The organism is Pseudomonas shahriarae (assembly GCF_014268455.2).
Classification (GTDB): domain Bacteria; phylum Pseudomonadota; class Gammaproteobacteria; order Pseudomonadales; family Pseudomonadaceae; genus Aquipseudomonas; species Aquipseudomonas shahriarae.
In genome coordinates this window covers 3,832,960-3,844,099 of the sequence record NZ_CP077085.1, presented here as the reverse complement: position 1 = coordinate 3,844,099, position 11,140 = coordinate 3,832,960, and the positions used below count along the sequence as shown (strand labels likewise).

The 11,140-nt window shown below is 61.3% G+C and carries 10 protein-coding genes and 1 pseudogene; all 11 read left to right on the top strand.

From position 1 onward, the window contains the following. The first annotated feature begins 124 nt into the window (after positions 1-124). The 11 genes and pseudogenes from pedF (at position 125) to HU773_RS16920 (ending at position 11,040) form a co-directional block, all read left to right on the top strand. Positions 125-586, top strand: coding sequence for a cytochrome c-550 PedF (pedF, locus tag HU773_RS16970; RefSeq protein ID WP_057439405.1), 462 nt, complete (start codon positions 125-127; stop codon positions 584-586). 3 nt (positions 587-589) lie between these two features. Continuing rightward, positions 590-1,345, top strand: coding sequence for a quinoprotein dehydrogenase-associated SoxYZ-like carrier (locus HU773_RS16965; RefSeq protein WP_128593382.1), 756 nt, complete (start codon positions 590-592; stop codon positions 1,343-1,345). After that, positions 1,342-2,268, top strand: a complete 927-nt coding sequence (locus HU773_RS16960) for a quinoprotein relay system zinc metallohydrolase 1 (protein WP_169990361.1) — start codon at positions 1,342-1,344, stop codon at positions 2,266-2,268. Before HU773_RS16965 ends, HU773_RS16960 begins: the two co-directional genes overlap by 4 nt. Before the next feature lie 26 nt (positions 2,269-2,294). Next, positions 2,295-3,815, top strand: coding sequence for an acetaldehyde dehydrogenase ExaC (exaC, locus tag HU773_RS16955; protein WP_057439402.1), 1,521 nt, complete (start codon positions 2,295-2,297; stop codon positions 3,813-3,815). A 519-nt stretch (positions 3,816-4,334) separates the two neighbouring features. Continuing rightward, positions 4,335-5,863, top strand: a protein-coding gene (locus tag HU773_RS16950) for an IS3 family transposase (RefSeq protein ID WP_425608171.1) whose coding sequence is annotated in 2 segments (ribosomal slippage) — positions 4,335-4,800 and positions 4,800-5,863 — 1,530 coding nt in all. Because the reading frame shifts where the segments join, the coding sequence is not laid out codon by codon here. 297 nt (positions 5,864-6,160) lie between these two features. Beyond that, positions 6,161-6,232, top strand: coding sequence for a pyrroloquinoline quinone precursor peptide PqqA (gene pqqA / locus HU773_RS16945; RefSeq protein ID WP_003243383.1), 72 nt, complete (start codon positions 6,161-6,163; stop codon positions 6,230-6,232). Between the two features lie 127 nt (positions 6,233-6,359). Then, complete coding sequence (gene ercA, locus HU773_RS16940; protein WP_186625820.1) at positions 6,360-7,523, top strand: alcohol dehydrogenase-like regulatory protein ErcA; 1,164 nt, start codon at positions 6,360-6,362, stop codon at positions 7,521-7,523. Next, positions 7,507-8,877: an ATP-binding response regulator gene (locus HU773_RS16935; RefSeq protein ID WP_057960070.1), complete on the top strand. Its 1,371-nt coding sequence runs from the start codon at positions 7,507-7,509 to the stop codon at positions 8,875-8,877. The genes ercA and HU773_RS16935 overlap by 17 nt, the downstream gene beginning before the upstream one ends. Before the next feature lie 148 nt (positions 8,878-9,025). Continuing rightward, positions 9,026-9,439, top strand: a complete 414-nt coding sequence (locus HU773_RS16930; protein ID WP_057439400.1) for a VOC family protein — start codon at positions 9,026-9,028, stop codon at positions 9,437-9,439. A 146-nt stretch (positions 9,440-9,585) separates the two neighbouring features. Then, positions 9,586-9,678: pseudogene (locus HU773_RS16925) on the top strand (ATP-binding cassette domain-containing protein); the annotation flags it as partial. Between the two features lie 75 nt (positions 9,679-9,753). After that, complete coding sequence (locus HU773_RS16920) at positions 9,754-11,040, top strand: amidase (RefSeq protein ID WP_186625819.1); 1,287 nt, start codon at positions 9,754-9,756, stop codon at positions 11,038-11,040. Positions 11,041-11,140 lie beyond the last annotated feature (100 nt).

The window sequence follows — 11,140 nt, the reverse complement described above, 5'->3', positions numbered from 1 at the left end:
GCCTTACTACGAAGGGAGTAGAGCCCGGCCACCAAAGCAGCATACGGGCCCTGGCGAGGCGTTCCTATGATGGTTGCCATAGCCTCTGTAGAGAGGTTTTGCGTGCAATCCTGAGGGGACAATAATGACAACAAAACGCAACGCCTTGCTGGTTGCCGGCCTGTTGGCCGGGGTGATCGGTGCAGGCTCCGTCTGGGCTCACGGCAACGTGACGCCAACTGCCGTGGAAACCCAAGGCCTGACCCCGATCAAGGACGCCGGCGTACCGCTGGATGCCGATGGCTGGGCGGCGGTGAACCCGTATCGCCAGTCGCCGGAACACGCCAAGGCCGTCGAAGTGGGGGCCTCGGCCTATAACCAGAACTGCGCCGCGTGCCACGGTCTGGAAGCCAAGTCCGGCGGGATCGCCCCCGACCTGCGCATGCTCGATGAGGGCGATGCCGGGGACGAATGGTTCGTCGAACGGGTGCGCCATGGCGCCGTGCGCGATGGTCGGGTGTACATGCCGAAAATGGCCGACTACTTGAGCCAGGAAGCCTTGTGGGCGGTACGCACTTATCTTGATAGCGTGCACGTCGAGGAGTAAGCCATGGGCTGGCGCGCACGTTGGCTGTTGGCTTGCTGGTTGCCAGTGGCCGCCTACGGGATGGACCCCGGCAAAGACCCGGTGCCATCGGTGATGTGGAGCTATTTCCACCAGCAGTTCCTCGGCAATGCGCCGTTTGTCTTTGATGAACGGGTCAAGCTGCTGGCGCCGCCATTTGCCGAAGATGCGCGGCAGGTGCCCCTGGAAATCGACGCCCGCGCCTTCAAGGGCGAGGTGGTGAAAATCATCGCCTGGGCCGAACTCAATCCACTGCCGAAAATCGTCGACTTCCAGCCGGGCGAGGGCGTGTTGCCGTGGCTGGCGATCCGCGTCCGGATCGAGCAGGCCACGCCGTTGCGCGCCGCCGTGTTGACCAAGGATGGCCTTTGGCATGTGGGGTCGACCCTGATCGACGCCGCCGGCGGCGGCTGTACCGCGCCCAGCGTGGTGCGCAGCCAGCCGGGCTGGGAAGAACACCTGGGGGAAGTGTTGGGCGGTCGTTACCCCCGCGAGGATTTCAGCCGGCTGCGCCTGCAGATAGCACACCCGATGGACAATGGCATGGTCAGCGGCATCCCTGAGTTCTACATCAACCACGCCGAACTGCGCGACGCCCAGGACCGGGTGTTGGCGCGCCTGGAGCTGTTCGCGGCGGTCAGCGAGAACCCCGACCTGGCGTTTGACCTGCAAGGCGCCGGGCCGGTGCGCCTGCTGTTGCGCGATACCAGCGGTAGTGAATTCGCCGGGGCCATCCCATGAAGTGGCTATTACTGCTGTTACTTGGCCTGGGCCTGCCCGCGCTGGCCGACCTCGACTACGCCCTCAAGCCCCGGCAGATCGCCGCCGACACCTGGCTGCTGGAAGGCAGCACGGATAATTTCGCCAGGGCCAACGGCGGCAACATCGTCAATACCGGGTTTATCGTGACCCAGGCCGGGGTGGTGGTGATCGACACCGGGCCGTCCCGGCGTTACGGCGAAGCATTGCGCCAGGCGATTGCCACGGTCACCGACAAGCCGGTGATCCAGGTCTTGTTGACCCATCATCACCCCGACCATGTGCTGGGCAACCAGGCGTTCAAGGATGTGCCGATCGCTGCGCTGGCAGGCACCACCACGCTGCTGCGCGAACAGGGCGATGGCATGGCGGAAAACATGTACCGCATGGTCGGCGACTGGATGCGCGGCACCGAAGTGCTGCTGCCCAGCCAGACGTTGAGCCCCGGAGTGCAGACCGTCGGCGGCCACGCTTTGCGATTGTTGAGCCTGAGCGGCCATACCGGCGCCGACCTGGCGATTTTCGACGAAACCACCGGCGTGCTGTTTGCCGGCGACCTGGTGTTTTACCAGCGCGCCCTGACCACCCCCAACACCCCGGGCCTGGCGGTATGGCTGGCGGATATCGCCACCCTGCAAGGCCTGCCCTGGAAGCTGATTGTGCCCGGCCATGGCCCGGTGGCCAGCGATGCCCAACCCTTCGCACAAATGCGTGATTACCTGGGCTGGCTCGACCAACTCATGGCCACCGGTGCTGCCAACGGCAGTGCCATGGGCGAGATGATCCGCAGCCCCATTCCCGAACGTTTTGCGGCCATCAGCCTGAGCCGCTACGAACTGATCCGCAGTGTCAGCCACCTGTATCCCCGCTATGAACGCGCTCAGATGCAACGGATAGATCAATAACAACATCCCCCGAAAGAGGCCTCATCATGATCTACGCACAACCTGGCACCCCCGGCGCCATCGTCACCTTCAAGCCGCGCTACGGTAACTTTATCGGTGGCGAGTTTGTGGCCCCGGTCAACGGTGAATACTTCACCAACACCTCGCCAGTGACTGGCGAGGTGATTGCCGAATTCCCGCGCTCCAGCGCCGCCGATATCGACAAGGCCCTGGACGCTGCGCATGCTGCCGCCGACGCCTGGGGCAAGACCTCGGCCCAGGACCGCGCCCTGGTGCTGCTGAAAATTGCCGACCGCATCGAGCAGCACCTGGAAGTGTTGGCCGTGACCGAGACCTGGGACAATGGCAAGGCCGTGCGCGAGACCCTGAATGCCGACGTGCCATTGGCCGCCGACCACTTCCGTTACTTCGCCGGCTGCATCCGCGCCCAGGAAGGCGGCGCCGCCGAGATCAACGAACTGACCGCGGCCTATCATTTCCATGAGCCCCTGGGCGTGGTCGGGCAGATCATCCCGTGGAACTTTCCGTTGCTGATGGCCGCCTGGAAACTCGCCCCGGCCCTGGCCGCCGGCAACTGCATCGTGCTCAAGCCGGCCGAGCAGACGCCGCTGTCGATCATGGTGTTTGCCGAACTGATCGCCGACCTTTTGCCGGCCGGCGTGTTGAACATCGTCCAGGGTTTTGGCCGCGAAGCCGGTGAGGCCCTGGCCACCAGCAAGCGCATCGCCAAGATCGCTTTCACCGGCTCCACCCCGGTGGGCGCGCACATCATGCACGCGGCGGCCGAGAACATTATTCCGTCCACCGTCGAACTGGGCGGCAAGTCGCCGAATATCTTCTTTGAAGACATCATGCAGGCGGAGCCGGCCTTCATCGAGAAAGCCGCCGAGGGCCTGGTGCTGGCGTTCTTCAACCAGGGCGAAGTGTGCACCTGCCCGTCGCGGGCGCTGGTGCAGGAGTCGATCTACGAGCCGTTCATGGCCGAGGTCATGAAGAAGATCGTCAAGATCAAGCGCGGCAACCCGCTGGACACCGAGACCATGGTCGGCGCCCAGGCGTCCGAGCAGCAGTACGACAAGATCCTCTCGTACCTGACCATCGCCCAGGAAGAGGGCGCCGAACTGCTGGCCGGTGGCGCCGCCGAACACCTGGCGGGAGACCTGTCCAGCGGCTATTACATCCAGCCGACTCTGCTCAAGGGCCACAACAAAATGCGCGTGTTCCAGGAAGAAATCTTCGGCCCGGTGGTGGGCGTGACCACCTTCAAGGACGAAGCCGAAGCCCTGGCGATTGCCAACGACAGCGAATTCGGCCTGGGTGCCGGGCTGTGGACCCGCGATATCAACCGCGCCTACCGCATGGGCCGGGCGATCAAGGCCGGGCGTGTGTGGACCAACTGCTATCACCTGTACCCGGCGCATGCTGCGTTTGGTGGCTACAAAAAGTCCGGGGTAGGGCGTGAGAACCACAAGATGATGCTCGATCATTACCAGCAGACCAAGAACCTGCTGGTGAGCTACGACATCAACCCGCTGGGGTTCTTCTGATCGCCTGATTGAACTGCCAGCTTCCACCCTTTGATGGGTAGACATCAGCCGCCCTGCTTGAAATGCAATCAAGTGTGGGAGCTGGCTTGTCGGATCGCCGCATCGCTGCGATGGTGGTGTATCAGTCGATAAATGTACTGGCCGACCCGCCGCCATCGCAGGCAAGCCAGCTCCCACAGGGGAATGCAGCTTCGCACCCCGGCTTTGCTGTTGCTGTTGCTCTGCTTTTGATCTGGCTTTTGATCTTAGGCGCCCCGTTAAACCACGCTGGCCGCAGGCAGGTATTGCGCAGTGGGCACCCCGGCATGGATGCCGGGTTAGCCGCGACACGGCCATGGATGGCCGATCGCGGCGGGCCCACGGAGCAATGCCTGACTGCGGGCATGCCGAGCCTAGGCGAGGCACCGAGTGGTGGGGCAAGAGCCCTTTTGGTTACTTTTGGGGCTCTCCCTCCGTGTCAGGCTACCTGTCGCGCTTGTTGATTGACTCAATTATTCAAGAGGGCGAAGGTGTGTAGCAATGTCCAAGCGTTATGACGACGAATTCAAAGACTGGGCCGTTCTGCAAATGATGCCGCCCCTCAATCGCTCAGTGGCAGACCTTGCCGTTGCGCTCAACCTCACGCCACAGTCACTGCGTAACTGGAGACAAATGGCTAGAGATAAAGGTTTGATCGTGCCGGGAAACGGCAAAACCAGTGATCAATGGTCCAGCGCCGATAAATTCAATGCTGTCATGGAAACCGCTCCGTTGAGCGAGGTGGAAATCTCCCAATACTGCCGAATCAAGGGCGTTTATCCGGAGCAAATCCAGCAGTGGCGCGAAGCCTGTCAAAACGCCAATACCCTGGCTGACCTGAAGCCCAGCGCAGAGAAAACTGCCGAACAACGACGAATCAAAGAGCTGGAACGTCAGTTGATCCAATCCGATGCTGGACGTGCTGAGGCGGAGGCTTTGCTGGAACTCAGAAAAAAAGCCAATGCGATCTGGGGCAAGGACAAGGAAGACTGATCAGCGCCTCTGATCGTACGCAAGCCATGCAGTTGATTGCCGAGGCGGTGCTCGGTGGGGCTCGTCGATATCGGGCGTGCAACGAGCTGGGACTGAGCCTGCGCACGGTTCAACGTTGGCGATACGCCGCCTGCGACAAGCGCCTGCTGGCTCAGCGGGCAGCGCCGTCAAACAAACTCAGCGAAGCGGAGCGCCAAGCGGTGCTTGATGCGGCCAGTCAGGCTGGCTACGCCAGCCTCACACCGCACCAAATCGTTCCTAAGCTGGCGGATGAGGGTATCTATCTGGCTTCGGAGTCGACGTTTTATCGCGTGTTAAAAGCGGCTAATCAAAACGTGCGCCGTGGTCGTGCCAAAGCTCCGAAACGCAGGGCGCTGACAACGCATTGTGCTGACGGCCCCAATCAAGTGTGGTGCTGGGATATCACCTGGTTACCCAGCACCGTCAAGGGCCGTTTTTTCTACTGGTACATGGTCAAGGACATCTACAGCCGTAAATTGGTCGCCAATGAGGTGCATGAGGTGGAGTGCGCTGAGCATGCGTGCGAACTGCTCGAAAAGGGCTGCTTACGCGAACACACGGCCGGTCGTCCATTGGTGCTGCACTCGGATAATGGTCACGTTATGAGAGGCTCTTTGCTGCGTGAAAGCATGGTTTCGCTAGGCGTAGAGCCGTCATTTAGCCGACCGCGCGTGAGCAACGACAATGCATACGCCGAAGCACTTTTTCGTACCGCAAAGTACTGCCCACTCTGGCCGGACCAGCCGTTTGATACCCTCACAGAAGCAAGACTTTGGGTACAAAAATTTATCGAGTGGTACAACGAAGATCATCGTCACAGCGCCTTGAAATACGTGACGCCGAACGAGCGCCACGAAGGCAAGGCGACAGCTCTATTACAAGCCCGAGTGGCGCTATATGAAGATGCCAGAGAAGCTAATCCGAGCCGCTGGAGTACCAGGACACGCAACTGGAAGTTGGCAGATGCGGTGTATTTGAACCCAGAACGCCCTGAAGTTAAGGGCGCAATGGGTTAGCCGCAGCAGTACTAAGGCGACAGGTACCTTGACACGTACCGCTCTTTTCCAAAAGTGACCCGCTGTAAGAGCGGAACCAATAGCCGCCGTTACCGCAGCAATGGATATGTACACAGACCGAAGTGATGTGTAGCTACCCATGGCCATCGCAGGCAAGCCAACTCCCACAGTTTGATCCATGTACATCCGAGACTAACGACTGCGACCGGTTCGTTCGAAAGTAGCATTCGCCCGCCAGCCCACCCATGTATTAATGCCTGTACCGGACTCTCCCGGTATAACAAGAGGAACGCTCCCATGTGGACCAAACCCGCCTACACCGACCTGCGTATCGGCTTTGAAGTGACCATGTATTTCGCCAACCGCTGAAACCATCCCAGGAGCCGGCCTGCCGGCTCCTGCAGGGATAAGGGCTAGCCCATTGGTCTGATTGCATTCGCCAGCGGATGCGTTAGTGTGGCCCGTATCTTCCAAAACAATAAAAACAGGCTTTCCAATGAGCCATAGCCTCAGCCAATTGCGTAAATTCGTCTCCCCAGAAATCATCTTCGGCGCCGGTTCCCGGCACAGTGTCGGCAATTACGCCAAGACTTTCGGTGCGCGCAAGGTCCTGGTGGTCAGCGACCCGGGTGTGGTCGCTGCCGGTTGGGTCGCGGATGTCGAGGCCAGCCTGCAGTCCCTGGGGATCGAGTACTGCCTGTACACCGCGGTGTCACCCAACCCGCGTGTCGAAGAAGTGATGCAGGGCGCCGAGGTCTACCGCGAGAACCATTGCGATGTGATCGTCGCCGTCGGCGGCGGCAGCCCGATGGATTGCGGCAAGGCCATCGGTATTGTGGTCGCCCATGGGCGCAGCATTCTTGAGTTCGAAGGGGTGGACACCATCCGCGTGCCCAGCCCGCCGCTGATCCTGATCCCGACCACCGCCGGCACCTCGGCCGACGTGTCGCAGTTCGTGATCATTTCCAATCAGCAGGAACGCATGAAGTTTTCCATCGTCAGTAAGGCAGTGGTGCCGGATGTGTCGCTGATCGACCCGGAAACCACCGCCAGCATGGACCCGTTCCTCTCGGCCTGTACCGGGATCGACGCGCTGGTGCATGCCATCGAAGCCTTTGTGTCCACCGGCCACGGCCCACTGACCGACCCCCATGCGCTGGAAGCCATGCGCCTGATCAATGGCAACCTGGTGCAGATGATCGCCAACCCCGGCGATATCGCCCTGCGCGAGAAAATCATGCTCGGCAGCATGCAGGCCGGCCTGGCGTTTTCCAATGCGATCCTCGGCGCGGTGCATGCCATGTCCCACAGCCTGGGCGGCTTTCTCGACTTGCCCCATGGCCTGTGCAACGCGGTGCTGGTGGAGCATGTGGTGGCGTTCAACTACAACTCGGCGCCGGAACGGTTCAAGGTGATTGCCGAGACCTTCGGCATCGACTGCCGGGGCCTCAACCACCGGCAGATCTGCGGGCGGCTGGTGGAGCACCTGATTGCCCTCAAGCACGCCATCGGCTTCCATGAAACCCTCGGCCTGCACGGGGTGCGGGTGGCAGATATTCCGTTTTTGTCGCAACACGCCATGCACGACCCGTGCATCCTGACCAACCCGCGTGAGTCGAGCCAGCGTGACGTCGAGGTCGTCTATGGCGAAGCTCTCTGACGACCAGCAGCGGGCTCTGGCCGGGCTGCTGGGGCTGGGCGATCACTCGGCGCGCAAGAGCCACTACCCGGAGCTGACGGCGCGGCTGGATGAACTGGAAGCCGAGCGCAAACGCTATATCCGCCTCAACGATGAGCTGGAACAACGGGTGGCGGCGCGCACCGATGAGCTGCTCGAAGCCAACCACAACCTGCAACAGCAGATCGCCCGGCGCGAACAGACTGAACAAGACCTGCGCGACGCCCGTGACGCCGCCCAGGCCGCCAATCGCAGCAAGGACAAGTACCTGGCCGCTGCCAGCCATGACCTGCTGCAACCGCTCAACGCGGCGCGGCTGCTGATCTCTACCCTGCGTGAACGCAACCTGCCCAGTGTCGAGAAAGTGCTGGTGGAGCGCACCCATCAGGCCCTGGAAGGGGCCGAGGACCTGCTGACCGACTTGCTGGATATCTCGCGCCTGGACCAGGCGGCGGTCAAGCCGGACGTGGCGCTGTACCGCCTGGATGAGCTGTTTGCGCCGCTGGTGTCGGAGTTCCATTCGGTGGCCCAGGCGGCGGGCCTCAAGCTGCGGGCGCGCACTGCCGGCTACGCGATCCGCACGGACTTGCGCCTGATGACGCGTATTTTGCGCAACTTCCTCAGCAATGCCTGCCGCTACACCGATGAAGGTTGCATCCTGTTGGGCGCGCGGCGGCGCGGTGATCGCCTGCGCCTGGAGGTCTGGGACACCGGGCGCGGAATTGCGGCGGACCGGTTGAGCTCGATCTTTCTGGAGTTCAACCAACTCGATGTCGGCCGCGCCGCGGATCGCAAGGGCGTTGGGTTGGGCCTGGCGATTGTCGAGCGTATCGCGCTGATTCTGGGTTACCCGGTGGCAGTACGCTCATGGCCGGGGCGCGGCTCGATGTTCAGCATCGAGGTGCCGTTGAGTGCCGAGGTACCCCTGGCCATCAGTCAGTTGCCGACACAGCCGAGCACTGGTAATCCGTTGCCCGGGCGCCGCCTGCTGGTGATCGATAACGAGCTGAGCATCCTTGAAAGCATGCGCGCGCTGCTCGGGCAGTGGGGCTGCGAGGTGGTGACCGCCACCGACCAGGCCGGTGCCTTGCTGGCGTTGCAGGGCCGGGCGCCGGAGCTGATCCTGGCTGACTATCACCTCGACCATGGGGTGGTGGGGTGTGCGGTGGTCAAGCAGTTGCGCGAGCATTTCGCCCAGAACATTCCCGCCGTGATTATCACGGCGGACCGCACCGACCAGTGCCGCCGCGCCCTGCGCCGCCTGGAAGCACCGTTGCTGAACAAACCGGTCAAGCCAGGTAAGTTGAGGGCGGTGTTGAGCCAGTTACTGGGGTAGGGCAATACTCCCTGCTCTTGTACGGGGCTATCGTTAAAAATTCTTTCGCTCTGAATAAAAATTACATGCTGTGTGTTTCTGTAAAAGCAGCACAAACTTTGCCTTATTCCACTGTCATTTAAATAGATGGTGATTTAAGGAGCGCTCCATGCAGTCGATTTTTCATCTGGCCTACCATGTTCGCGATTTGGAAGTTTCACGTCAGTTCTACTGTGACTTGCTGGGTTGCGCACAGGGGCGCAGCACGGATACATGGATGGACGTGAATTTCTTCGGGCATCAATTATCCCTGCATCTGGGTGAGCCCTTTGCCGTCACTGATACCGGCAGGGTCGGCGACCATCTGGTACCGATGCCTCATCTGGGGGTGTTGCTGGAGATGCCGGACTGGCTGGTGTTAAAGGACCGTTTGATCGCGGGCGGGGTGAAGTTTGTCCTCGCCCCTTATCTGCGCTTTGCCGGCGGACCGGGCGAGCAGGCAACCCTGTTCTTCCTGGATCCGGCCGGTAATCCCATCGAGATAAAAGGCTTCTGTGATTTGCAATCGGCGTTCGCTGTTTAACGCATGTTACGCAAACGACGTTAAGTTGATTTAAGTCTTTTGGGCGCGCCAGCCAACGGTAGGACGTGAACTCGTCAAGTTGCTCAATGGCTGCGACGGAACCTGGAGCGCGTGCGCATCCCGGAGCAGGCCCACAAGGTGCCGGGCAATTGTCGGGCTGTCAGCAACAGCGCGTGGCGATTACCCGTGCCCTGTGCATGAAGCGGAAAATCATGCTGTTCGACGAGCCGACCTCGGCGCCCAATGACTTCTTCGACAACCCGCAGCTTTTGCATTGAGCCCTTGGGCAGACAGGCCTGTAACAGAGGAATGCCATGTACCGTTTTGATCATTTGGATGCCTCCGCCCTGGCACAGCGGGTCTGTGCGGGTGAGGTGAGCGAAGAGACAGTCGCCGCACACTTCCTTGGGTGTGCCGAGGCCCAGGAGTCGACAGTACAGGCCTTTGTTTCGTTCGACCCCGACGCGGTACGTGCTCAAGCGAGGCAATTGACCGGGACGCGTGCGCGAGGTCTGTTGGCAGGTATTCCGGTGGGGGTCAAAGATAACTACGACACCGTGGATCATCCCACCGGTTTTTACTCGCCGATCTATGAGGACAACCGCCCGTCCCGTGACGCACAGGTTGTCTCGCTGCTGCGCCAGGCGGGGGCGCTGATTATGGGCAAGACCCATACCACCGAATTCGCCTATATGCACACCGGGCCGACGCGCAATCCCCAGGACCCCCGACGCACGCCTGGGAGTTCGAGTGCGGGCTCGGCGGCGGGGCTGGCGGCTGGATTCTTTCCCATCGCCCTGGGTACGCAGACGGCCGGATCATTGATCAAACCTGCCGCTTACTGTGGGGTGCACGCCTTCAAACCCAGCTATGGGTTGGTCTCGCTTGAGGGGGTCAAGCCACTGGCGCCGAGTTTCGACACGGCCGGCTGGTTTGGGCGTTCGGTGCGTGACTTGAGCCTGATTGCGCAAGTCCTGATCCCGGGGTTCCCGGCGCGCCCCGCGGAAAGCCCGCTACGGTCGTTGGGTTTTTGCCGTACGGCGCGCTGGGATCAGGTGGACAAGGACGTGGCCCCGGCACTGGAGGCCGCTATGGATACGCTGCGTGCGGCAGGGCACCGAGTGAGCGAGGTGGTGTTGCCCGAGGCGTTTGCCAGGGTGTTTGATGACCATCTGCTGATAAACGATTGTGAGGGTGCCCGCTCATTGGCCGCTGAGTTCAATCGGCACCCGGACAAGATGAGCATGGAAATCCTCGATATGTTCGCCCGCGCCGAGCGGACCAGTTGGGAGCAAGAGTCAGCGGCGAAGAGGCGTCTGGCACAGTTGGCGCCGGTGCTGGAGGAGATATTCAGCCCGTTTGACGCCGTCCTGGGGGCGAGCTGCGGCATCGTCGCCCCGTTGGGCCTTGGCGCCACTGGGCCGTCGGATTTCATCAAGTTCTGGATGGCATTTGGATTGCCGCAAGTGAATATTCCTCTTGTGCGCAAGGCCGCAGAGCTGCCGGTAGGGCTGCAAGTAATCGGAGGATTTAGAAACGACAGCCTTTTGCTAAGCGTGGCTGAGCAGGTCGATGCTCTGCTGCGGCCGGCTGGCCGATAGGAGGGGGCTGGGCTCACGTGTTGGCCTGGCACGTTGATACCCGTCAACACGGCGTGCGGTGCTTTGCCTCATGCTGTCGGCCTGATTTGAAGGCTGACGG

What these genes read in the sequence shown, in the direction of transcription:
- HU773_RS16965 (WP_128593382.1), top strand. Translation starts at nt 590, where the DNA reads ATGGGCTGGCGCGCACGTTGGCTGTTGGCTTGCTGGTTGCCAGTGGCC.
- HU773_RS16920 (WP_186625819.1), top strand. Translation starts at nt 9,754, where the DNA reads ATGTACCGTTTTGATCATTTGGATGCCTCCGCCCTGGCACAGCGGGTC.
- ercA (WP_186625820.1), top strand. Translation starts at nt 6,360, where the DNA reads ATGAGCCATAGCCTCAGCCAATTGCGTAAATTCGTCTCCCCAGAAATC.
- HU773_RS16960 (WP_169990361.1), top strand. Translation starts at nt 1,342, where the DNA reads ATGAAGTGGCTATTACTGCTGTTACTTGGCCTGGGCCTGCCCGCGCTG.
- exaC (WP_057439402.1), top strand. Translation starts at nt 2,295, where the DNA reads ATGATCTACGCACAACCTGGCACCCCCGGCGCCATCGTCACCTTCAAG.
- HU773_RS16930 (WP_057439400.1), top strand. Translation starts at nt 9,026, where the DNA reads ATGCAGTCGATTTTTCATCTGGCCTACCATGTTCGCGATTTGGAAGTT.
- pedF (WP_057439405.1), top strand. Translation starts at nt 125, where the DNA reads ATGACAACAAAACGCAACGCCTTGCTGGTTGCCGGCCTGTTGGCCGGG.
- HU773_RS16935 (WP_057960070.1), top strand. Translation starts at nt 7,507, where the DNA reads ATGGCGAAGCTCTCTGACGACCAGCAGCGGGCTCTGGCCGGGCTGCTG.